General features: G+C 72.8%; 22 protein-coding genes. 13 read left to right on the forward strand and 9 right to left on the reverse strand.

Translation table 11 applies throughout. The features are described 5' to 3' along the window. Window positions 1–6: 6 nt before the first annotated feature. The 8 genes from AMK24_RS19780 (at window position 7) to AMK24_RS19815 (ending at window position 9,015) form a co-directional block, all read left to right on the forward strand. Window positions 7–1,743 carry an FUSC family protein gene (locus AMK24_RS19780; RefSeq protein ID WP_073770125.1) on the forward strand — a complete coding sequence of 579 codons (1,737 nt, stop codon included), beginning with the start codon at window positions 7–9 and terminating at the stop codon, window positions 1,741–1,743. Continuing rightward, complete coding sequence (locus AMK24_RS19785; protein WP_073770126.1) at window positions 1,740–2,246, forward strand: MarR family winged helix-turn-helix transcriptional regulator; 507 nt, start codon at window positions 1,740–1,742, stop codon at window positions 2,244–2,246. Before AMK24_RS19780 ends, AMK24_RS19785 begins: the two co-directional genes overlap by 4 nt. 539 nt (window positions 2,247–2,785) lie before the next feature. After that, window positions 2,786–4,411 carry an ATP-binding protein gene (locus tag AMK24_RS19790; protein WP_073770127.1) on the forward strand — a complete coding sequence of 542 codons (1,626 nt, stop codon included), beginning with the start codon at window positions 2,786–2,788 and terminating at the stop codon, window positions 4,409–4,411. Continuing rightward, window positions 4,408–4,815, forward strand: coding sequence for a roadblock/LC7 domain-containing protein (locus tag AMK24_RS19795; protein WP_006128841.1), 408 nt, complete (start codon window positions 4,408–4,410; stop codon window positions 4,813–4,815). Before AMK24_RS19790 ends, AMK24_RS19795 begins: the two co-directional genes overlap by 4 nt. Further along, window positions 4,812–5,183: a DUF742 domain-containing protein gene (locus AMK24_RS19800; RefSeq protein WP_073770128.1), complete on the forward strand. Its 372-nt coding sequence runs from the start codon at window positions 4,812–4,814 to the stop codon at window positions 5,181–5,183. Before AMK24_RS19795 ends, AMK24_RS19800 begins: the two co-directional genes overlap by 4 nt. Continuing rightward, window positions 5,164–5,778 (forward strand): GTP-binding protein, encoded by a 615-nt coding sequence (locus tag AMK24_RS19805; RefSeq protein WP_073770129.1) that lies wholly within the window; start codon window positions 5,164–5,166, stop codon window positions 5,776–5,778. Before AMK24_RS19800 ends, AMK24_RS19805 begins: the two co-directional genes overlap by 20 nt. A 128-nt stretch (window positions 5,779–5,906) precedes the next feature. Further along, on the forward strand, window positions 5,907–7,466 hold the full coding sequence (locus AMK24_RS19810; protein WP_073770130.1) for a cytochrome P450: 1,560 nt from the start codon (window positions 5,907–5,909) through the stop codon (window positions 7,464–7,466). Window positions 7,467–7,668: 202 nt separating this feature from the next. After that, on the forward strand, window positions 7,669–9,015 hold the full coding sequence (locus AMK24_RS19815) for a 6-phospho-beta-glucosidase (protein WP_073770131.1): 1,347 nt from the start codon (window positions 7,669–7,671) through the stop codon (window positions 9,013–9,015). Between the two features lie 49 nt (window positions 9,016–9,064). On the opposite strand, the gene AMK24_RS19820 is transcribed toward AMK24_RS19815, so the two are convergent. Both AMK24_RS19820 and AMK24_RS19825 read right to left on the reverse strand, forming a co-directional pair. Beyond that, window positions 9,065–9,502 (reverse strand): hypothetical protein, encoded by a 438-nt coding sequence (locus AMK24_RS19820; RefSeq protein ID WP_073770132.1) that lies wholly within the window; start codon window positions 9,500–9,502, stop codon window positions 9,065–9,067. Next, window positions 9,496–9,972 carry an ATP-binding protein gene (locus AMK24_RS19825; RefSeq protein WP_073770133.1) on the reverse strand — a complete coding sequence of 159 codons (477 nt, stop codon included), beginning with the start codon at window positions 9,970–9,972 and terminating at the stop codon, window positions 9,496–9,498. Before AMK24_RS19825 ends, AMK24_RS19820 begins: the two co-directional genes overlap by 7 nt. A gap of 207 nt (window positions 9,973–10,179) precedes the next feature. On the opposite strand from AMK24_RS19825, the gene AMK24_RS19830 reads away from it, so the two are divergent. From AMK24_RS19830 to AMK24_RS19850, 5 genes are all read left to right on the forward strand, one after another. After that, the gene (locus AMK24_RS19830; RefSeq protein WP_073770134.1) at window positions 10,180–11,040 is read left to right on the forward strand and encodes a helix-turn-helix domain-containing protein; all 861 of its coding nucleotides are present in this window, start codon (window positions 10,180–10,182) and stop codon (window positions 11,038–11,040) included. Continuing rightward, on the forward strand, window positions 11,040–11,276 hold the full coding sequence (locus AMK24_RS19835; protein ID WP_010058136.1) for a DUF397 domain-containing protein: 237 nt from the start codon (window positions 11,040–11,042) through the stop codon (window positions 11,274–11,276). The genes AMK24_RS19830 and AMK24_RS19835 overlap by 1 nt, the downstream gene beginning before the upstream one ends. Before the next feature lie 83 nt (window positions 11,277–11,359). Next, complete coding sequence (locus AMK24_RS19840) at window positions 11,360–12,169, forward strand: SAM-dependent methyltransferase (RefSeq protein WP_073770135.1); 810 nt, start codon at window positions 11,360–11,362, stop codon at window positions 12,167–12,169. 97 nt (window positions 12,170–12,266) lie between these two features. Next, window positions 12,267–12,701 (forward strand): YchJ family protein, encoded by a 435-nt coding sequence (locus AMK24_RS19845; RefSeq protein ID WP_073770136.1) that lies wholly within the window; start codon window positions 12,267–12,269, stop codon window positions 12,699–12,701. Window positions 12,702–12,796: 95 nt separating this feature from the next. Next, complete coding sequence (locus AMK24_RS19850) at window positions 12,797–13,414, forward strand: GNAT family N-acetyltransferase (protein ID WP_384578243.1); 618 nt, start codon at window positions 12,797–12,799, stop codon at window positions 13,412–13,414. A 22-nt stretch (window positions 13,415–13,436) separates the two neighbouring features. On the opposite strand, the gene AMK24_RS19855 is transcribed toward AMK24_RS19850, so the two are convergent. The 7 genes from AMK24_RS19855 to AMK24_RS19885 all read right to left on the reverse strand — a co-directional run bounded on the left by AMK24_RS19855 (window position 13,437) and on the right by AMK24_RS19885 (window position 20,758). Continuing rightward, the gene (locus AMK24_RS19855) at window positions 13,437–15,530 is read right to left on the reverse strand and encodes an MDR family MFS transporter (RefSeq protein ID WP_073770137.1); all 2,094 of its coding nucleotides are present in this window, start codon (window positions 15,528–15,530) and stop codon (window positions 13,437–13,439) included. Between the two features lie 56 nt (window positions 15,531–15,586). Beyond that, a complete protein-coding gene (locus AMK24_RS19860; RefSeq protein ID WP_073770138.1) occupies window positions 15,587–16,468 on the reverse strand; it encodes a hypothetical protein in 882 nt (293 codons plus the stop codon). Window positions 16,469–16,761: 293 nt separating this feature from the next. Further along, a complete protein-coding gene (locus AMK24_RS19865; protein WP_073770139.1) occupies window positions 16,762–17,007 on the reverse strand; it encodes a hypothetical protein in 246 nt (81 codons plus the stop codon). A gap of 202 nt (window positions 17,008–17,209) precedes the next feature. Next, window positions 17,210–18,424: an acyl-CoA dehydrogenase family protein gene (locus AMK24_RS19870; RefSeq protein WP_073770140.1), complete on the reverse strand. Its 1,215-nt coding sequence runs from the start codon at window positions 18,422–18,424 to the stop codon at window positions 17,210–17,212. A 4-nt stretch (window positions 18,425–18,428) separates the two neighbouring features. Continuing rightward, complete coding sequence (locus AMK24_RS19875; RefSeq protein ID WP_073770141.1) at window positions 18,429–18,902, reverse strand: SCP2 sterol-binding domain-containing protein; 474 nt, start codon at window positions 18,900–18,902, stop codon at window positions 18,429–18,431. A 180-nt stretch (window positions 18,903–19,082) separates the two neighbouring features. Next, window positions 19,083–19,346 (reverse strand): hypothetical protein, encoded by a 264-nt coding sequence (locus AMK24_RS19880; protein WP_073770142.1) that lies wholly within the window; start codon window positions 19,344–19,346, stop codon window positions 19,083–19,085. A 197-nt stretch (window positions 19,347–19,543) separates the two neighbouring features. Beyond that, the gene (locus tag AMK24_RS19885) at window positions 19,544–20,758 is read right to left on the reverse strand and encodes a helix-turn-helix domain-containing protein (RefSeq protein ID WP_073770143.1); all 1,215 of its coding nucleotides are present in this window, start codon (window positions 20,756–20,758) and stop codon (window positions 19,544–19,546) included. Between the last annotated feature and the right edge of the window lie 133 nt (window positions 20,759–20,891).

The raw sequence follows: 20,891 nt of genomic DNA on the forward strand, positions 1-20,891 counted from the left end.
ATATGGGTGAGCGATACACCCGACCGTCCGGCGCGGCCCTCCGTCCGTACCGCCCCGCTTCCTGTCCGCAGGCTTCCGGTGGCCCCGGCCCTGCGCTTGTCGCGCCCCTCGGACACCTGGTTCAAGCCCGCCCTCAGCGTGGTCGTCGCCTCCGCCGTCCCCCACCTGACGCTCCTGGCCCTCGGGCGGCTGGACCTCGTGATCTACGCCATGGCCGGTTCGCTCTGCGCGCTCTACGGGCACGGCCTGCCGTACGCCCGGCGGGCCCGGGCCGTCACGGGCGTCGTGCTCGGCATGACGGCCGGCCTCGCCCTCTCCCTGGCCACCGCGGCCCTCACCGGCTCGACCGCCGTGCTCATCGCGGTCGGGGCCCTGCTCGCCGCCGTCCAGAAGGCGGCGTGCGACGCCACCCGGATCGGGCCGCCCGGCCATGTGATCCTCACCTTCGTCAGCTCGGCCGCCCTCTTCGCCCCCCAGCGCCCCGAGCAGATCCCCGGCCACCTCGCCCTGACTCTCGGCGCGGGCGCGTTCGCCTGGCTGGTCGTCCTCGCGCCCGCCCTGGTGCGCCGCGAGGGCCCCGAACGCCGGGCCGTCGCCCGGGCCCTGGAGGCGGCGGCCGGGTGCGCCGCCGACCCCGGGCCCGGAACCCGCAACGCCGCTGCCGCCGCCGTGCACGCCGCCTGGCAGTGCCTGCTCGCCTCCGGCCCCGCCACCCCCGCACGCCGGTCGCTGGAACGCCTGGTGGTGCACGCGGAAGCGGCCTTCGCCGCCCCGGGCCCCGGGGGCGGGGCCGCGGACCCGGACCGCCTGCGGGACTGGGCCGCCCGGACCCGGGCCAGGGGCCCCGTCCCCACCCCGCCGCCCGCCCCCGGCACCGCCGCCGAGCTGTACGGGATCGACGCCGAACGCGCCGCCCTGCGCGGACCGGACGGCCGCCGCGCGGCCCGCCGCGCGCTGCTGGGCCGCCTCGGCCCCGGCTCGCCGCTGCTGCCCGTCGCCGTCCGCACCCTGACCGGCTGCGCGCTCGCCGGGTACCTCTGCGCCGCACTCGGCGTCGGCCGCCCCTACTGGGCGATCGTCACCGCCGCCTCCCTCTACCAGGCCAACGTCACCCTGTCGTGGAACCGGACCCTCCAGCGCACCCTCGGCAACCTGCTGGGCGTACTCGTCTTCGCCGCCGTGCTGCCCGTGTCCCGGACCGGCCCGCTCGCCCTCGTCTGCTGCTGCCTCTTCTTCAGCTTCGCCGCCGAGGCCCTCATCACCCGCAACTACTGGCTCGGCTCCACCGCGGTGACGCCGATGGCCCTGCTGGTCCTGGAGTTCGGCGGGGCCCACCCCGCCGGAGAGCTGATCGGCGACCGGGTCCTGGACACCGTCCTCGGCGCCGTCGCCGGCTTCCTGGCCGCCGTGCTCGTCACCAACCGGCGGGCGGCGGGCCGCGTCGAGCGGGCGCTCGACGCCGCCGACCGGGCGCGCGCGGAGGCGGAGCGGACCGGCGCGGACCCCGGGGCCGCGTCCGCAGACCGGGACCGGGCGCGCCGGACGCTCACCGCGAGCCTCGTCGAACTGCGCGAGGCGGGCGACACCGCCGCGGGCGAATGGTGGCAGCGGGCCCTGCCCGAGGAGCGCCTGCTCGCCGCCGAGCGGGCCGGACACCGTACGCTCGCCGCGACAGCACGACGGCGGGGGCCGGAAGGGGGTACGACCTCCACGGCCCGCGCCCCTTCGATCGGAGCGGAGTGACCGACGACATCGTTGCCGCGGTGGTCCGGCAGTGGCAGGCCGTCCATCCCCGGCTCGACACCGGGCCGATGGAGATCATCGGCCGGATCAACCGCTGCGCCGCCCTGCTCCAGCAGGCGGAGGACGCCCCGCTGCGCTCCGCCGGGCTGACCCGCGCCGAATTCGACCTCCTCGGCGCCGTGCGCCGGACCGACCGGGAGCTGACCCCCGGCGAGCTTGCCCGGGAGACCTTCTCCTCGGGCGCCGCCGTCACCAAGCGGCTGCGCGCCCTCCGGGAACGCGGCCTGGTCGACCGCCGGGGCGACGACCGGGACCGCCGGGTCGCCCATGTCCGCCTCACCGACGAGGGCCGGGCCCTGGTGGACCGGCTGCTGCCCCGGCAGCTCGCGTACGAACGCACGGTGCTCGCGGGCCTCGACGACAGCGGACGCGAGGAACTCGGCTCCCGGCTCGGCGAATTGCTGATCCAGCTGGAGGGGCGGCTCGGCGGAGCCCGGCACTGAGCCGGCGCTCCGGCGCGGGACCGACGTGACGCACCGGAGCCGCGGGCCCGCCTCGGTGCGTCGCGGCACGGACCCCGCGTGCCCGCCTCGGCGCGGGGCCCTGGAGGCCCGTCAGAGCGGTTGCGCGGCGCGTCACCCTCCCGGAGGTCGCGAATCTGCGCCTTTCGATCCCCTTCGTTCACGTGTGTGGTTGACCTGTTCTGGGCGGTGAACAGGGGCAATGCTGTGGCGATTTACCCTACTTGGCCCGTAAGTAACCAGCGACGGCGGCGTTTTCCGCCCTGTGTGACTTCCCGGGCAGGCACTTTCCGGCCATCCTCACTCACCGCATACGCACAGAAGCGCTGAGTGCAAAAACTGGCGAGTGTATTCCTCTCCGCGAGCTTCCGCAGGGGGTTGGGTGAATATGCCGAAGCACTGTTCTGATCTGGCTAAGCTCACGCGCAGTGAAGACGAGTTGAGATGAATTCGAGCGCTTGTTCCTCAAGTCTCCGCTCACGTGCGCATACATCCCGGAATCAACCGCCAGAGGGTTTTAGATGGTCCGTGTTGAATCACCGCCGACCGACAGAGAAGTACCCGTCGTCCGCGTAGTCCTGCTTCCCGTGGTGCTGATCCTCGGCGCGACCGCCGCCGGGTCGGCCCTGGTCGCCCCGGCCGCGCGGATACCAGTCGCCGTGTGCGGCGCGATCACCACGCTCCTGGTCGCCGTACTCACCGTGGCGCTGCACCGCCGACGGCACGCCATGCGCGTGCAGCGGGCGGAGTACGAACAGCGCATCGCCTACCTGGACCACCGGATCCTCTCGCACGACGCCGAGACGGTACGGCTGACCAAGGAAGTCATGCCCGCCGCGATCAAGCGGCTGCGCGTGGGCAATTCGCCCGAAGAGGTGATGCGCGACATCGTCGACGCGGACGTGGCCAACCGCCATCTGCCCAAGGCGCTGCGCGAGCAGATCCGCCAGGTCCTCGAAGTCATCGACAACGAGGAGGCGCGCCGCGACTCCGCCCAGCGCGCCTTCGTCAGCGTCGCCCGCCGCGTCCAGGCGATCGTGCACCGACAGGCCAGCGAACTGCGGGAGATGGAGGACCACTACGGGCGCAACCCCGAGGTCTTCGACGACCTCCTGCGCATCGACCACGGCACCGCGCTGATCGGCCGCCTCGCCGACTCCATCGCCGTGCTCGGCGGCGCCCGGCCCAGCCGCCAGTGGCCCAAGCCCGTCCCGCTGTACAGCGTGCTGCGCGGTGCGATGTCCCGCATCCTGGAGTACCAGCGCGTCGATCTGCACTCGATCGCCAAGGTCGCCATCGTCGGCACCTCGGTCGAACCGCTCATCCACGCCTGCGCCGAACTCCTCGACAACGCCACCCGCTACTCCCCGCCCCAGACCCGGGTGCACGTCACCGCGGTCGAGGTGCAGACCGGCATCGCCATCGAGATCGAGGACGGCGGCGTCAGCCTCAGCGAGGAGGCCCGCGCCCGCGCCGAGAACATGCTCGCCCAGGCCCAGGCCGGCATCAACATGAACGACCTCGGGGAGTCCCCGCGCCTCGGCATGGCCGTCGTCGGCCGGCTCTCCCGGATGTACCAGCTCCAGGTGTCGCTGCGTCAGTCGGCGTACGGCGGCGTCCGCGCCGTCCTCGTCGTACCGCGCGACATGATCACCACCGGGCCCGCCCCGGGCATCGCCCACGGCATCGGCGCCACCTCGCGGCCCACCAGCTCGCTGGACATGTCGCAGCTCCAGCACGTGGTGCCGCCGCCCGGCAAGCGCAAGCCCAAGCCCGCCGCGACCGGGCCCGTGCCGTCCGTGGCCGCACCGGCCCCCGCGGCCCCGCGCCCGGCCGTCCCCGCGGCGGCCATGGAGGACGACGTTCCCGTGGTCACCGAGTGGACCGAGAACGGGCTGCCGCAGCGCCGCAGCCGGGGCCGGGCCCCGCTCGGCTCGCACAACCTCCCGCAGCAGCCCCCGCCGGCCCCCGCCCACGCCAACGGCGCCCAGCCGGGCCGGGACCGGGGCGCGGGCGACGGAAGCGGCGGCGAGAAGCCCCCCGGCCTGTGGCTGGAGGCGTTCACCAAGGCCGTCAACGGCGTACCGCAGGAACGCAAGCACGGCGAAGACTCCGATGACGCGTGGGACAAGGGAGACCTGAAGTGATCCAGCAGCGGGGAAACATGGACTGGATGCTCAAGGAGCTGGCCGACGACGTCCCGAGCATCCACCAGATCGTGGTGCTCTCGTCGGACGGCCTGCGCATCGCCATGCACGGCGGCGACCCCGACGTCGCCGACCGGCTCGCGGCGGCCTGCGCCGGACTGCAGAGCCTGGCCGCCGCGGTGGCCACCGAGATCCCGTACAGCGACGGCCTCATGAAGCTCGTCGTCATCGAGGTGACCGGCGGGTTCTTCTACCTGATGGCGGCTGGCACCGGCGCCTACCTCGCGGTCCTGGCCGGCGAGACCGTCGACGCCGGACTCGTCGGGGCCCGCATGCGGGACATGGTCGTGCGGATCGGAGCCCACCTGACCAGTCCGCCCCGCCACGGCGGGCAGTCCGGATGAGCGGACCCCGACGGGAGCGCCGCAAGGCCGACCCGGACCTCCACGATCCGGAACGGCTGTACGTGATCACGGGCGACCTCGACACCGGAGGCCGGGACGCGCTCGACCTCGTCACCATGGTCGTCGCCCAGGCGGAGCCCTCGCCGACGTTCCAGCCCGAGCAGGCGGCCATCCTGCGGCTCTGCCAGTCCCCCCTGTCCGTCGCCGAGATCTCGGCCTACCTCGGCCTGCCGTTCAGCGTGGTCACCTCGCTCCTGAGCGATCTCCTCGCGACCGAACTCATCGAGTCGCGCGCGCCGATCGTCCGCGCCACGCTCCCCGACAGGTCCCTTCTCGAAGCGGTGATGCATGGACTTCAGAAGCTCTGACACGATCACCGGACCCCGCAGCGAGGACGTCCTGCCCACCACGGCCACCGCCGCGGTGAAGGTCGTGATCGTCGGAGGGTTCGGGGTCGGCAAGACGACCATGGTCGGCTCGGTGAGCGAGATCCGGCCGCTGACGACCGAAGAGACCATGACCCAGGCCGGCGTCGGCGTGGACGACAACGCCGGGGTGGAGACGAAGACCGCCACCACGGTCGCCATGGACTTCGGGCGCATCAGCCTCAGCGAGGAACTGGTCCTCTACCTGTTCGGCACCCCCGGCCAGGAGCGCTTCTGGTTCCTGTGGAACGGCCTCTTCGAGGGCGCCCTCGGCGCCGTCGTCCTCATCGACACGAGACGGCTGGAGGTCAGCTTCGACGTCATCGGGCGGCTGGAGGAGCGCGGCGTGCCGTTCGTGGTGGCCGTGAACACCTTCCCCAACGCACCGCACCACCCGGTCGGGGCCCTGCGCAGGGCCCTCGACCTGCCGGACGAGGTACCGATGATCGACTGCGACGCCCGGCTGCGCACGTCCAGCCGCGACGTGCTGATGACCCTGATGCGCTACCTGCACAGCCTGGCCGTCCCCCTCGCCTGACGCCGTACGCGCCGGAGCCCCGCGACCGGAGCCCCGGCCGGGTCGTACGCCATCCCGCGGCGCACGACCCCGGCCGGGCCCGCCCCCGTTCGCGCACCGGCACCGGAATCCTGATCCCTGGAGACCCTGTGACAACCCCCTTCCACCACGAGCCCGGCGCCGTCCCCCCGCCGCAGTGCCCGGCCCACAACCTCGACATCGGCCCCGGCGGACTGCGCCGCCTGTACGGCCCCGAGGCGGAGAACGACCCCGCCGGCCTCTACGCCAAACTCCGCGCCGAACACGGCACGGTCGCCCCGGTCCTGCTCCACGGCGACGTCCCCGCCTGGCTGGTGCTCGGCCACAGCGAGAACCTCCACCTCACCCGTACGCCGTCCCAGTTCTCCCGGGACTCGCGGCGCTGGCGCGCCCTCCAGGACGGCACCGTCGCCCCGGACCACCCGCTCGCGCCGATCTTCACCTGGCAGCCCGTCTGCGTGTTCGCCGACGGCACCCAGCACGAACGGCAGCGCGGCGCCGTCACCGACAGCATGGCGCGCATCGACACCCGGGGCGTCCGCCGCCACATCAACCGCTTCAGCAACCGGCTCGTCAACGACTTCTGCGAGAAGGGCTCCGCCGACCTGGTCGGCCAGTTCGCGGAGCACCTGCCGATGATGGTCGTGTGCGCGATCTTCGGCATGCCGGAGGAGTACGACGAGCGCCTGGTCCAGGCGGCCCGGGACATGATCCGCGGCACCGAGACCGCCGTGAGCAGCAACGCCCACGTCGTGTCCGTCCTGACCCGGCTGGTGGAACGCCGCCGCGCCGCCCCCGAGCCGGACTTCGCGAGCTGGCTGGTCGAACACCCCGCGAAGATGACCGACGTCGAGGTGGTCGAACATCTGCGCCTCACCCTGATCGCCGCCTACGAGTCCACCGCCAACCTCATCGCCAACGTGCTGCGAATGGTCCTGACCGACCCCCGCTTCCGCGCCCGGCTCAGCGGCGGCCACATGACCGTCCCCGAGGCGGTGGAGCAGACCCTCTGGGACGAGCCGCCGTTCACCGCCGTCTTCGGCCGCTGGGCGGTCGGCGACACCGAGCTCGGGGGGCAGCGGATCAAGGCGGGCGACGCCCTGCTCGTCGGGATCGCCCCCGCCAACACCGACCCCGCGGTCCGCCCCGACCTCCGCGCCGACATGGGCGGCAACCGCGCCCACCTCGCCTTCAGCGGAGGCCCCCACGAGTGCCCGGGCCAGGACATCGGCCGGGCCATCGCCGACGTCGGGGTCGACGCCCTCCTGATGCGCCTGCCGGACCTGGAACTCGGCGTCGAGGAGAGCGAGTTGCGCTGGGTCGGCAACATCATGTCCCGCCATCTGGTCGAACTGCCGGTGAAGTTCGCCCCCAGTCCGCAGCAGAAGCTGGACGCCGACCCCCTCTCGGTGATGTCCCGCAACGCCCGCCCGGCCGACGCCTGGGAGATCTCCTCCCCGGCCAGGACCGTCCCCGAGCCCCGGCACGAGGCGGCCGGGGCGCAGCCCGCCCACGCCCCCGGCGCCCCGCCCCGCCCCGCACCGGCCGCACCCGCGCCGGTGCCAGACCCCGTGGAGCCCGCCCCGGCGGCGGCGATCCCGCCGCAGCGCCGGCCCGCGGCCCCCGCCCGGCTCTGGCAGACGGTCACCCGCTGGTGGAACGGCCACTGACCCACGGCCGGCAGTCCGACCGGCCGACAGCCTGACCCGCTGACCGGGGCACGGTCGCGGCGGCCCCGGACCACGCCCACGGACCGGGCCGCCACCGTGCGCTCCGCCGCGCCGTGCGCCCCGACGGGGCGGGCGGCGCCGCGGAGGGCGCCGGGCGCGGGCGGCGCCGGGGGAGCCGGACCTGCCCGTACCATCGAGCAGCGTGAAGCTGACAATTCTTGGCGGTGGCGGATTCCGGGTGCCTCTCGTGTACGGGGCCCTCCTCGGCGATCACGCGGAGGGCCGCGTCACCCGGGTCACCCTGTACGACACCGACGCCGACCGGCTCACCGCCGTCACCCGTGTCCTGGCGGAACAGGGCCGGGACGTCGCGGACGCCCCCGCCGTCGTCGCCACCACGGAGCTGGACGAGGCGCTGCGCGGCGCCGACTTCGTCTTCTCCGCCATCCGCGTCGGCGGTCTGGCCGGCCGCGCCGCCGACGAACGGATCGCCTTCGACGAGGGCGTGCTGGGCCAGGAGACGGTCGGCGCCGGAGGCGTCGCCTACGGGCTGCGCACCGTCCCCGTCGCCCTCGACCTCGCCCGGCGCATCGCCCGGATCGCCCCGGACGCCTGGACCATCAACTTCACCAATCCGGCCGGCCTCGTCACCGAGGCCATGTCCCGGCACCTGGGCGACCGGGTCATCGGGATCTGCGACTCCCCGGTCGGGCTGGGCCGGCGCATCGCCCGCGTCCTGGGGGCCGACCCGGACCGCGCCCGGATCGACTACGCGGGCCTCAACCACCTGGGGTGGGTGCGGGGGCTGTACGTGGACGGCCGGGACGAGCTGCCCCGGCTGCTGGCCGACCCGAAGCTCCTCGGCTCCTTCGAGGAGGGCCGCCTCTTCGGCGCGGACCTGCTCCGGTCGCTGGGCGCGATCCCCAACGAGTACCTGCACTACTACTACTTCAACCGGGAAGCCGTCCGCGCCCACCGGCGGGCCGAGCGCACCCGGGGCGCCTTCCTCCAGGACCAGCAGGAGGGCTTCTACGCCCGGATGCGCGAGCCGGACGCTCCTGCCCTGGCCGCCTGGGAACGCACCCGCGCCGAGCGCGAGGCCACGTACATGGCGGAGAACCGCGAGGCCGCCGGGGCGGGGGAGCGGGAGGGGGGCGACCTGGAGTCCGGCGGCTACGAACAGGTCGCGCTCGCCCTGATGCGGGCCGTCGCCCGCGACGAACGCGCCTCGCTGATCCTCAACGTCCGCAACCGCACCGCGCTTCCGGCCCTGGACGCGGACGCCGTCGTCGAGGTCCCCTGCCTCGTCGACGCGAACGGGGCGCGTCCGCTGGCCGTCCCGCCGCTTCCGTACCACGCGCTCGGGTTGGTCGGCACGGTGAAGGCCGTGGAGCGGGCGGTGCTGGAGGCGGCGGAGAGCGGATCCCGCGCGGCGGCCGTCCAGGCGTTCGCCCTGCACCCGCTGGTCGATTCCGTGACGGTGGCCCGGCGGCTGCTCGACCGGTACACCGAGGTCCACCCGGGCCTCGCCCACCTCGACCGGCCCTGACCCCCGGCCCCCTGAGCGGCAGGCCGTCCGGACCGGCTCGACCCGCCGCTCAGGGGGCCGGTACGGCGCGGGGCTCTCCGGCCGAGGACCAGCGCGGCGCCACGCCGGTCAGCTGGCAGACCATCAGGAAGAGCGGGATGGGCGGAGTGTACGGAGTGGGGGCGTCCGGGGAGTGGATCAGCCGGGGCCGCCCGCCGGGCACGTCCGCGTCCCGTGCGTAGGTCACCTGCTCGGGCCAGTCGAGTTCCAGGTCGGAGCCGGCCGGGACGATCCACCACCACCGGTCCGCGTCGGCGAAGACGCAACCGGTACGCGGCAGGTGGGACATGAGGCGGAAGCCGTGCCGGGCGGGCACCCCGACCGCGTCGCAGCCCAGGGAGACCGACATCGAGCCCGGCAGGGCCAGCCGCGTCCGGCCGACGCGGGCCTGCTCGGGTGTCCGGTCCCGGCGCCCCGTCCGCAGCCGGGCCAGCGCGTGCCTCAACACGGCTGCTCGGCGCCGGAGTGCTTCCCGGCGTCGTGCGGCAGCTCGGCCCAGACGATGCGCCCGGAGGCGTCCCCCGCGTCGTGCGAACCCCAGGCGCTGCTCATCGCGTCCACGAGGAGCAGACCGCGGCCGTGCTCGTCGTCGGAGGAACGGCGCAACCGCGGGCCGCCGGGCTGGTGGCCCTGGTCCTGCACGGCTATCCGCAGCCGTCCGCCGGGACGGCTCAGCTCGCACACCACCCGGGTGCTCGCGGTGTGCACCACCGCGTTGGTCACCAGCTCGGAGACGATCAGGACAGCGGCGTCACAGGTGTCGCGGCCCAGCTTCCAGGCGTCCAGCCGGGCGCGCGTCAGCTCGCGGGCGCCTGCCACCGACCCGGGGCGCGCCGGCAGCGCGAAGCAGTAACGGAGCGCCTCCGTCCCGGGGCTGAGGTCCATGAGCCGGGGGATGAGCGCACTGCCAGGTGCCACGACCGATTCCTCACAGTGGGGGCTGCGTCACGCTTCGTCCCCCCGGCGGGCCGGGAGCGGGCGTGACTGAGCGAACTGGTTCGGGAGCCAACTCTCCCCCTGACGATGACACTTGGCAAGAGGCACTCTGAAATTTGCAGAGTGGCCGTGTCGTCGCGGGTGTGCGCATGGCACACTGCTCGCAAACAGCGCATGGGGAGGTCTGAAGTGAGCGAACCGCGGTCCGCCCCGACCGTGGGCCAGGTCGTTCTCGGCAAGCGCCTGCAGGATCTGCGCGAGCGTGTCGGCCTCACCCGCGACCAGGCGGCGAAGGTGCTCCGGGTCGCCCCGGCCACGATACGCAGGATGGAGACGGCCGAGGTCGGGCTGAAGATCCCCTACGTCCAGCTGCTGTTGAAGGCGTACGGCGTCGACGACCAGGAGGCCGACGCCTTCGTCGACCTGGCGGAGGAGGCGAACAAGCCGGGCTGGTGGCAGCGTTTCCACGACGTCCTGCCCGACTGGTTCAGCATGTACGTCAGCCTGGAGGGGGCGGCGAGCCTGCTGCGCATGTACGAGCCCCACTTCGTGCCCGGACTGCTCCAGACCGAGGAGTACGCCCGCTCCGTGATGCGCACCGGAGCGGTCGGCCAGACCCGCCCGGAGGACATCGAGCGCCACGTGGCGCTGCGGATGGAGCGGCAGTCCCTGCTGGCCAAGCCCGACGCCCCCAAGCTGTGGGTGATCATGGACGAGACCGTGCTGCAGCGTCCCGTCGGCAGCGCCCGGGTGATGCGCGAGCAGGCCGACAAGCTGCTCGAAGCGACCGAGCTGGCCCACGTCACGTTGCAGATAGCGGAGTTCGCCACCGGCCACCACCCGGGCACCTACGGCCCGTTCGTCCTCTTCCGGTTCGCCGTCCCCGAACTCCCCGACATGGTCTACAGCGAGTACCTGACCGGAGCCGTCTACTTCGACGCCCGCCCCGAGGTGGCCTCCTACCTCGAAGTCATGGACCGCATGGCGGCTCAGGCCGCGACTGCACAACGCACGAAGGAAATCCTCCGGGACTTCCGCAAGGAGCTGTGATGAACCACATATACAACGGCATGCCGGCCGGTGACCTCGGCTCCGAAGGCTGGTACAAGCCGTGGAGCGGCGGCAACGGCGGCAACTGCATCGAGGCGATGAAACTCGCCGACGGGCGGGTCGCCGTTCGCCAGTCCGCGGACCCGGACGGACCGGCCCTCATCTACTCCAACGGCGAGATCGCCGCGTTCATCCAGGGGGCCAAGGCCGGCCAGGCCGACTTCCTGCTCACCTGAGACCGCGCTCCGCCCCTCGTACCCCGCATCCGCGTACCCGTTCCCCCATCGTCGACCCACGGACCCCGACCACGGAGCACGCCATGACCGGACCAGAGCACCACCCCCTCGAGATCGACACCACCAAGCCGCATCCGGCCCGCATGTACGACTGGTTCCTCGGCGGCAAGGACAACTACCCGGTCGACGAACAGATGGCGCGCCAACTGCTCGCCCTCGACGCGCGGGGACGTGACATGGCGCGGGTCAACCGGGCGTTCATGCACCGGGCCACCCGCTGGCTCGCCGAGAGCGGGGTCCGCCAGTTCCTGGACATCGGCACCGGCATACCCACCGAGCCGAACCTCCACCAGATCGCCCAGCAGGCCGCTCCCGACGCCCGCGTCGTCTACTGCGACAACGACCCGATCGTGCTGGCCCACGCGGCGGCCCTGCTCCGCTCCACGCCCGAGGGGGCGACCGAGTACATCCAGGCCGACGCCCGCAAGCCCGAGACCATCCTGGCGGAGGCCGGCAAGGTCCTGGACTTCGACCGGCCGATCGCCCTGTCGCTGCTGGCCCTGCTCCACTTCATCGACGACGAGGACGGCGCGGGCGAACTGGTCGACAAGCTCGTCGACCAGCTTCCCTCCGGCAGCTACCTGGTGCTCTCGCACACCACCGGCGATTTCAACCCGGAGGGCGCCGCGCAGGCACGGGCCATGTACAAGGAGCGCGGGATGACGCTGCGGCCCCGCAGCCACGCCGAACTGACCGCCTTCTTCGACGGCCTCGAACTGGTCGAACCGGGCGTCACGCTCTCCGCCGACTGGCATCCGGAGCTGGGCGAGGTCATCGACGTCCCCGGCGACGAGCCGATCCCCGGCTACGCCGGAGTGGCCCGCAAGCCCTGACCCGCGCCTCCGGGTCCTGCGGGGGGCGGGGCACGCGGAGCGACGGCGCCCACGCCCTCGCTCTCGCCCCGCCCCCCGCACGCGTCACAATGGACCCATGTCACGACGCGCCTCCCGGCCCCGGGCGTCCGCCGCCCCGCGGATCACCCCCGCCTCCCCGTGCCCCTGCGGGCTGTCCGCCGCCTACGGGGAGTGCTGCGGCCGGTTCCACTCCGGCAGTGCCGCCGCACCGACCTGCGAGGCCCTGATGCGCTCCCGGTACGCGGCCTTCGCCGTCCAGGACGCGGCGTACCTGCTGCGTACCTGGCACCCCGAGACCCGCCCGCCCGGCGTCGACTTCGACCCCGCGATGCGCTGGGTGCGCCTGGAGATCCTGGACACCACCGAGGGCAGCGCCTTCCACTCCACCGGAACGGTCGCCTTCCGCGCCCACTACACCGACGACGGACGCCCCGACTCCCTCCACGAGAAGAGCCGCTTCGTCCGGCACGAGGGGGCCTGGGCCTACACGACGGCGGTCTTCGTCGACTGAGCCCGGCCGCACACCGCTCCGTACCCGGACCGGGCCCCCGCGCCGGGTACGGAAACCCGTTTTCCGCCGCTTGGGCCCGTCCGTACGATCTGCGCATGAGCGAGCACGAACGCATGAGCGAGCACGAGGGCGAGCACCACGACGCGGCGCAGTACGCCGCGCGGGAACGATGCTGGCGGGGCCGTGACGTCGCCTTCACCCCGCTGGAGCCCGACGACGCCGAGCTGATCCACCACTGGCGCGCCGACCCGGTGGCGGCTCAGGAGATCGGCGTCTGGCCCGGTGCGCTCCAGCAGTTCCGCGAGCGCGTCGAGGCCTACGTGGAGGACCGTGACCGCGACGACTTCCTCATCCTCCTGGCGGACGGCACACCGGCCGGGCACATCGCCCTCGTCGAGGAGGACTTCGTCGACGGCACCGCCGAGGCGTACCTCCTGCTCGCCCCCGAGCACCGCGGCCGGGGCATCGGGTCCGACGCGCTCGCCGCCCTCACCGACCTGGCCTTCGGCGAACTGCCGCTGCACCGGGTCGAAGCGGTCACCCACACCGGGAACGCGGCGGCCCTCGCCACCCTGCGCGGAGCCGGTTTCGTCCACGAGGGCGTCCGCCGGTCCTCCTGCCTCCACCGCGGCCACCGCCACGACAACGCGATCCTCGGCCTGCTCCGCACGGAGTGGGAGGCGCTGGACCGCCCCCGGTCCTGGGAGCGCTGACGGCGCCTGGCGCCTCCGGGCCTCAGACGGGCGCGCCCACCCGGGAGGAGCCGCCCGGGGCGGGCGCGGGGGACAGCTCCTGGGCCAGGTCCTCCGCCAGCAGCCGCTTGGCGATCACGTCGACGGTGGCGCGGAGCCGACGGTCGTCGGGGCGGGCCCCGTCCTCGGCCAGACGGTCGTTGAGCCAGCGGCCCCAGGCGTCGGAGATCACCGCCGCCTCGCGCCGGCCCGCCGCCGTGTGCGAGAAGATCCGGCCGTCGCCCGTGAGGTACCCCTCCTCGATCATCCGGTCGAAGACGGGCACGAGCACCTCCGGCGGGACGCGGTGCCGGGCCGCGATCAGCCCGAGGCCCGCATGGCCGACCATCCGGGTGAAGAGGTCCACCTGCATCACCGCCCAGGCCCCCGCGATGTCGAGCCGGGTGTCGGACTCGGCGGTGATCCGCCGGGCGGTCTCCGGCCCGGCGTTCCGCAGGATCGTGGCCACGGAGTACTCCAGGACCTTCGCCGAGTCCCCGCTGCCCGGCTGGGCGAACCCCTCGCCCATGTCCGTCGAGCCGAGCCGGGCCGAGTCCCGCAGCTTCACCTCCTTGAGGAACAGTGCGATGACGAAGCCGATCAGCGCCACGGGCACCGTCCACAGGAACACGGTGTGCAGCGTGTCCGCGTACGCCTGGGCCAGCGGTTCCGACTGGGCCGCGGGGAGCGCGTGCAGCGCCTGCGGGCTCTGCGAGGCGCCGGCCAGGGCCGCCGGGTCGCCGCCCGCCGCCACCGCCCGCGCGAGGCCGTCGGTGAGGTTCGGCTTCAGCGCGTTGGCGTAGATGGTGCCGAACACCGCCGTGCCGAAGGCGCTGCCCAGCGTACGGAAGAACGTCACGCCCGAGGTGGCCGTGCCCAGGTCCTCGTAGTCCACGGTGTTCTGCACGGCGATCGTCAGCACCTGCATCGCCAGGCCGATGCCGAGGCCCAGCACCACCATGTAGAGGGACTCCAGCCAGACTCCGGTCTCCGGCCCCATCCTCGACAGCAGGAACAGCCCGGCCGCCATGACCAGCGTCCCCACGATCGGGAACACCCGGTAGCGGCCCGTCTTGCTCACCACGTTGCCGCTGAAGACGGAGGCGGCCAGCAGGCCGACGACCAGCGGCAGCGTCCGCACCCCGGAGAGCGTCGCCGAGTCCCCGTCCACGTACTGCAGATAGGTCGGCAGGAAGATCATCGAGCCCAGCATCGCGAAGCCCACGATGAAGCTGAGGACCGAGCAGACCGTGAAGACCGGGTTGCGGAACAGCCGCATCGGCAGCATCGGCTCCTTCGCCCGCGTCTCCACCACGCAGAACAGGGCGAGCGCGATCAGACCGCCGGCGAAGAGGCCGATGATCACGACCGAGCCCCAGGCGTACTCGTTGCCGCCCCAGCTCGTCGCCAGGATCAGCGCGCTCGCCCCGACGCTGACCAGGGCGATGCCCGCGTAGTCGATGACCGGGCGGCCCGCCGCCTTCACCGAGGGGATGTTCCGGGCGGCGGCGATGACCACCACGATGGCGATCGGCACGTTGACGTAGAACGCCCAGCGCCAGGTCAGATGGTCGGTGAACAGGCCGCCGAGCAGCGGCCCGATCACGGTCGAGATACCGAAGACCGCGCCGATGGCCCCCTGGTACTTGCCCCGTTCGCGCAGCGGGATCACATCCGCGATCAGCGCCATCGAGGTGACCATCAGGCCGCCCGCGCCGATGCCCTGCATACCGCGCCAGAGGATCAGCAGCAGCATGTCCGAGGCGAGGCCGCACAGGAACGACCCCGTGATGAAGATGACCGCCGAGACCTGGAAGACCAGCTTCCGTCCGAACAGGTCGCCGAACTTCCCCACGAGGACGGTGGCCACCGTCTCGGCCAGCAGATAGGCGGTGACCACCCACGACATGTGCGAGGCGCCGCCCAGATCCGAGACGATCGTCGGCAGGGCCGTGCCCACGATCGTCTGGTCGAGCGCCGCGAGCAGCATGCCGAGCACGATCGTGGCGAACACGATGTTGCGCCGCCGCCGGTCGAGGACCGGCGGCGGCGCGGCGGAATCCTGCGCGGCGGGGGCGTGCTCGCTGGCCGTGGTCACCCTTGCACCCTCACACCGCCCCCGGCTCCCCGCACGCGGGGCGGGCCGGACGGGGGTCAGCGGGGCAGTGAGGCGATCGACCTCGTCAGCCGGGACACGAACGCCTCACGGACGTCCTCGGGGAGCCGGTCGAGCGAGAGGTACGGATTGAGGTCCTCCAGCTCGACGAGCAGCAGAGCGCCGTCCACCGTGCGGCAGGCGTCGACCCGCTGGATTCCGTGGGTGAGGGAGTTCCAGGCGATGAAGCGCCGGGCGAACTCCAGGTCCGCCGCGCTCGCGGCGTACGGCTCCAGCACCCAGCGCCGCTCGGGGTCCGGGGCGTACAGCGCGTACTGGAAGTCGTGGTCGACGAAGTAGAAGGACACCTCGTGGCGGAAGTCGATCCGGGGCTGGACGAGCAGGGAGCCCTCGGCCGCCCGCCCCAGCTCGGCCCGGGCCTCCGCCGCCGTGACGAACCGCAGCCCGACCGAGTCCGCCCCCAGCTTCGGCTTGACCGCGTACCGGGGAACGTCGGGCAGTCGGCCCAGATCGGCCGCCCGGTCCACGGTGGGGATGACCGGGAGGCCCGCCCGGTCCATCTCGACCAGGTACTCCTTGCCAGCCATGTCGCCCCGCCCGTCCAGCGGGTTGTAGACCGGCGTCGCCAGCTCCCGCGCACGTGCGCGGAAGGCGTCGTACGCCTGCCGGTAGTGCAGGACGGGCCCGCTGTTGCGTACGAGGGCGAGGTCGAACCGCCCCAGCAGCCCGGCGGCGTCCCGGGGGTGGCACAGCGCGACGTCGAACGTCTCGCGCAGCCGGGAGGAGAGGAAGACGTCCTCGTCACCGTAGCGCCGCCCGCGTGCCCGGTACGCGAGATCGGTGACGAGCAGCAGGGATGCGCGGCGGCCGGTCCCCGCGCCCCCCGCGTCGTCCGTGACAGTGGCGGGAGCGGGCGGCATGGGGGCCTCCGAGGGGTCGGGCGGGACGGGGTGACCACTATCCCCGGCGCCCCGGCCCGGTCCCGGCGGCGGGGTGCGGTCCGCCGCCTCCTCCCCTCGTCCGGAACCAGCCGTTCAGCGATCCCCACCATGGCTCACAGAGCACCGGGCCACCCGAAGGAGATGGCTTCCCCTGTGCGGAGGGGCGGAAGCGACTCTGCTGTCCGCAGCTCAGAACCACATCGCCGGGTCGCGGGCCACGCACGACGAAGCCCCCACCGGCCGGCAGGGGCCCACAGCATCCAGCGGCGCCGTCAGTGCGTCACCGAGTGCAGAGTGTTCTCGTCGCGCTCATACTGCGCCAACGCCAAACCGAGCCCGAAGAACGTCGGCGCCCACTCACCGACGAAGATCCCCCACCTGTCGGCCCGAGAGACCCCCAACGGCTCAAGCTTCATCGACCCGCACCACGACGCGATCGACAACCCGATCGAGACGAAACCGGCGGTGTAGGCGTGCTCGGCCTTGAAGCCCTTGTCATGCAACATCTTGACGATCATGGCTCTCCCATACGTGGGGGACGAAGTCTCCTCCCAGACTCACCCCGAAGCCCCCGCCCCGCATCTCGGGCTCGGAACCGCGTCGCCGGGTGGCCTTGCGCAGGCGGACTCGGGGGAGGCGTGCAAGCACCGCGACACCGTCGAGCGACAGTGCCGCGGAACCCTGCGGAACACCGTGGGACCCCACGGAAGCCCCTCGGCCTCAGCGGATATGGCGGCCCGAGATCGCACGGGCGATCACCAGGCGCTGGATCTCGCTGGTGCCCTCGAAGATGGTGTAGATCTTGGCGTCGCGGTACATCCGCTCCACCGGGTGCTCCCGGCTGTATCCCGCGCCGCCGAGGATCTGGACGGCCTTCTCCGTGGCGGCGACGGCGAGTTCCCCGGCCCGCAGCTTGGACATGGAGCCCTGGCCCGCGTCGAAGGCGCGGTCGTTGCGGGCCATCCAGGCGGCCTGCCAGATCAGCAGGCGTACGGCCTCGATCTCGGTACGGAGGTCGGCCAGGGCGAAGGCGATCGACTGGTTCTCGATGATCGGCCTGCCGAACGCCTCGCGCTCGCCGGCGTACTGCAGGGCGTACTCGTAGGCGGCCCGCGCGATGCCGAGCGCCTGGGCGGCGACGGTCGGGCGGCTGACCTCGAACGTGGCCATCGCCGCCTGGCCCTTGGCGGGGCCGCCCTCGCCCGCCCGGGCGAGGCGGGCGTCCAGCCTCTCCTTCCCGCCGAGCAGGCAGTGCCCCGGTACGACGACCTCGTCGAGGAAGAGGTCGGCCGTGTGCGAGGCGCGCAGGCCCAGCTTCTTGACCGTGCGGCCCGCCGTCAGGCCCTTCGTGCCGGGCGGCACGATGAACGCGGCCTGCCCGCGCGAGCCCAGCGCCGGGTCGACCGAGGCGACGACGACATGGACCTCGGCGATGCCGCCGTTGGTGATCCACGCCTTCTGGCCGGAGATCACCCACTCGTCCCTCGCCTCGACGTAGCGGGCCCGGGTCGTCATCGCGGAGACGTCGGAGCCGGCCCCCGGTTCGGAGACGCAGAAGGCGGCGACCTTGGGGGCGTCCTGGTCGCCGTAGCACTGCGGCACCCACTCGGCGAGCTGGTCCGGGGTGCCGGAGGCGAAGATGCCCGCGACCGCGAGCGAGGTGCCGAACAGGGCCATGCCGATGCCCGCGTCACCCCAGAACAGCTCCTCGTTGGCGATCTGGAGGGAGAGCCCGGTGGGATCCCCGTACAGGTCGGCGAGCGATTCGAAACCGTACAGGCCGATCCGGGCGGCCTCCTGGATCACGGGCCACGGGGTCTCCTCGCGGGCGTCCCACTCGGCGGCGGCCGGGCGGACCACCTGGGCGGCGAAGCCGTGCACCCAGGCGCGCAGGTCCTGCTGTTCCTCGGTCAGGGCGAGGGAGAAGAAGTTCACGGCCTCACGCCTTCGGGATGTCGAAGTAGCGCGTCAGACCGGCGGCGAGACCGACGTCGCCGACGACCTTGAGCTTGCGCGTCATGAACATGGTGACCGGATTGCCGTTGCCCGAGACGAGTCTGAGGAACTCCGCGTCGCCCATCACCAGCGTGGCGCGGGGTTCGGCGGCGGACCGTCCGGGGGTGACCTGGCAGGCGCCGTCCGCTATCGCGGTCTCGTAGACCGCCTCGCTCTCCCCGGTGACCTTCCAGCGGATCAGGGCGGTGAGGCCGCCGGCCGCGTCCGGCCGGAACTGCTGCCCCATCCGGCCGAAGACCTCGCCGAGTATCCGCTCCCGCAGCTCCCCGCGCATGACCTCGGCGATCTGCCGGGCGGACAGGCCCTTCACGATCCGGGCGAACTCGTCGGGGGCGATCGCCGCGAAGTCGAGCCGGGCCAGGTCGTCGCCGAGGTTGCCGCTGCTGGTTCCGTCCACGCCGAATCCTTACTCCGAAGTAAACTTACTTCGGAGTAAGGTAAGGGTGGCGGCCACCGCCCCGCAAGGGCGGTCCGCCGGGGCTCTCGCGCGCCCCGGCCGGCCCTCGCGCCACGGCTCCGGTTCCCCTCCGGTTCCCCTCCGGTCGGACCGGTCCGGCCCGGGTGCGGCGGGCACCGGTCAGAACGGCGAGCCGGGCAGCACGGCGAGGTGGGGATGGTGCGCGGCCAGCACCTTGTTGGCGCGGGCCAGTTCGGACAGCGCGTGCTCGCGGTCGGCCTGGTCCTCGATGCCCAGCAGGGGGCCGCGGAACCGGCGGACCTCGCGGGCCGCGCAGTCGGCGTCGAACTCCGCCTGGAGGATGTGCGGCGGAATGCACGAACCGATCAGCGCGGCGACCCGGTCCGGGATCGGCACGGGAACGAGGAGGTGCGAGGCGGTCATCGGGGGCCCTCTCGGATGGTCGGCCAGGAGGCGGTACGGGGCCCGCCGCCGGGTGGGCGGCAGGTTCCCTCCTGTGTACGGGACGCGGTTCCGCGTTTCTCGTCGGATACGTCTCCGTGTCGCAACCGTTTGGGACTGACCGTCTATTTCGCCTTACTGGACGGTAAGTTGACCCGCCCCGCCGAACGTGCTCCGGATCAGGGGGCCGTCCCGGTGGCGCGGGAGCGCAGGCGCAGGGCCCGCAGCACCGCTTCCGTGGCGAAACGGCTCTCGGGGTCGACCAGTTGGTCGCCGAAGATGGTCTCCAGACTGCGCATGCGGTAGCGCACGGTCTGGGGGTGGACATCCAGCAGCGCCCCCATCTGCGCGGCGGTGCCCCGGGTGTCGAGCCAGATCCGCAGCGTCTCGACCAGCCGCTCCCGGCGGGTGGCGCTGATCCCCGCGACGGCCGCCAACTCCCGCTGGGCGAGCTGGTCCAGCAGGGCGGGGTCGGAGAGCAGCCACAGGGTGATGAGGTGGTCCTCGCAGCGGATCAGCGGGGCGTCGTCGATCACGCCGGAGTCGACGAGCTCCAGGACCCGGCGGGCCCAGCGGATCGACTCGCAGGCCAGCGCCGTGGGGACGGTCAGCCCGATCGCCGCGCGGGTGTCCGGAAGCGCCTGTTCCAGCATGGATCTCCGGGCGTCGGTCATCGCGCCGGGGACGAGCAGGTGCGGCTGCGGCGCGCTGAGGTCGACGAGCAGATCGCGGTCGGCGCGGAGCCGGTCCAGCTCCGCCGGGGCGCGTACGGCGATCAGCGTGACCTCCTCCGGCAGCGGCCACGCCACCTGCTCGCACAGGTCCGCGATAGCGCTGCCGGGGGAGGGGCGGCCGGCGAGGATGAGGTGGAGCAGCCGGCGGCGCAGCGCCTCGCTGTGCTCGCCCGACTGGGACTGCACCTCCAGGAAGCCCTCGCGGGAAAGCGATTCCAGTTCGTCGACGTAGGCGAAGAGCGCGTCGGCGAAGCTCAGCATCAGGGTGGGGGAGAGGTGGTAGCTCTGCCCGACCTTCTTCGCCCTCCGCAGCGCCACTCGCGCACCCAGCCGGTAGGCCCCCTGGAGGGTGTCCATGCTCCGGCCCTCGTACGCCTCGAACCGCCCGAAGCGCCGGCACATGTCGTCCCGGAGGGCGGTGGAGGAGGTGGGTTCGGCCACCAGGTCGACGAACGAGGAGAGGCTCTGCTCCACCCCCACCCGGATGGCCTGGCCGTTCGGCCCGTCGAGCAGCCGGGCGTATTCCGGATAGGCCCGGGTGACCTCGACGCCGATTTCCTTGATGAGGCTGGGCAGTTCGGGCCGCATGATCGCCGCGAATTCCTGGGGGAGGGGCCCCAGGGGGTCTTCGGTGTCCAGCGGCTGTATGAGATGTGCCATGACAAGTCCCCTTGCTCTCGGCGCCCGGTGGTGGGGTGAGACGGTGGGGGGAAAGCGCTCCCACGAACCGACAGATGCGTACCAAGTCCGCGATGAAGATAGACCAAGTGACAGGCACTGCACACCACTTGAA

The organism is Streptomyces sp. CB02366, assembly GCF_001905905.1.
GTDB lineage: Bacteria > Actinomycetota > Actinomycetes > Streptomycetales > Streptomycetaceae > Streptomyces.

Bases quoted from the DNA above. Each gene is read 5' to 3' on its own strand.
- AMK24_RS19850 (WP_384578243.1), top strand. From the start codon at position 12,797: ATGAGCGAGCACGAACGCATGAGCGAGCACGAGGGCGAGCACCACGAC.
- AMK24_RS19845 (WP_073770136.1), top strand. From the start codon at position 12,267: ATGTCACGACGCGCCTCCCGGCCCCGGGCGTCCGCCGCCCCGCGGATC.
- AMK24_RS19790 (WP_073770127.1), top strand. From the start codon at position 2,786: ATGGTCCGTGTTGAATCACCGCCGACCGACAGAGAAGTACCCGTCGTC.
- AMK24_RS19840 (WP_073770135.1), top strand. From the start codon at position 11,360: ATGACCGGACCAGAGCACCACCCCCTCGAGATCGACACCACCAAGCCG.
- AMK24_RS19835 (WP_010058136.1), top strand. From the start codon at position 11,040: ATGAACCACATATACAACGGCATGCCGGCCGGTGACCTCGGCTCCGAA.
- AMK24_RS19880 (WP_073770142.1), bottom strand. From the start codon at position 19,346: ATGACCGCCTCGCACCTCCTCGTTCCCGTGCCGATCCCGGACCGGGTC.
- AMK24_RS19860 (WP_073770138.1), bottom strand. From the start codon at position 16,468: ATGCCGCCCGCTCCCGCCACTGTCACGGACGACGCGGGGGGCGCGGGG.
- AMK24_RS19800 (WP_073770128.1), top strand. From the start codon at position 4,812: ATGAGCGGACCCCGACGGGAGCGCCGCAAGGCCGACCCGGACCTCCAC.
- AMK24_RS19865 (WP_073770139.1), bottom strand. From the start codon at position 17,007: ATGATCGTCAAGATGTTGCATGACAAGGGCTTCAAGGCCGAGCACGCC.
- AMK24_RS19885 (WP_073770143.1), bottom strand. From the start codon at position 20,758: ATGGCACATCTCATACAGCCGCTGGACACCGAAGACCCCCTGGGGCCC.
- AMK24_RS19805 (WP_073770129.1), top strand. From the start codon at position 5,164: ATGGACTTCAGAAGCTCTGACACGATCACCGGACCCCGCAGCGAGGAC.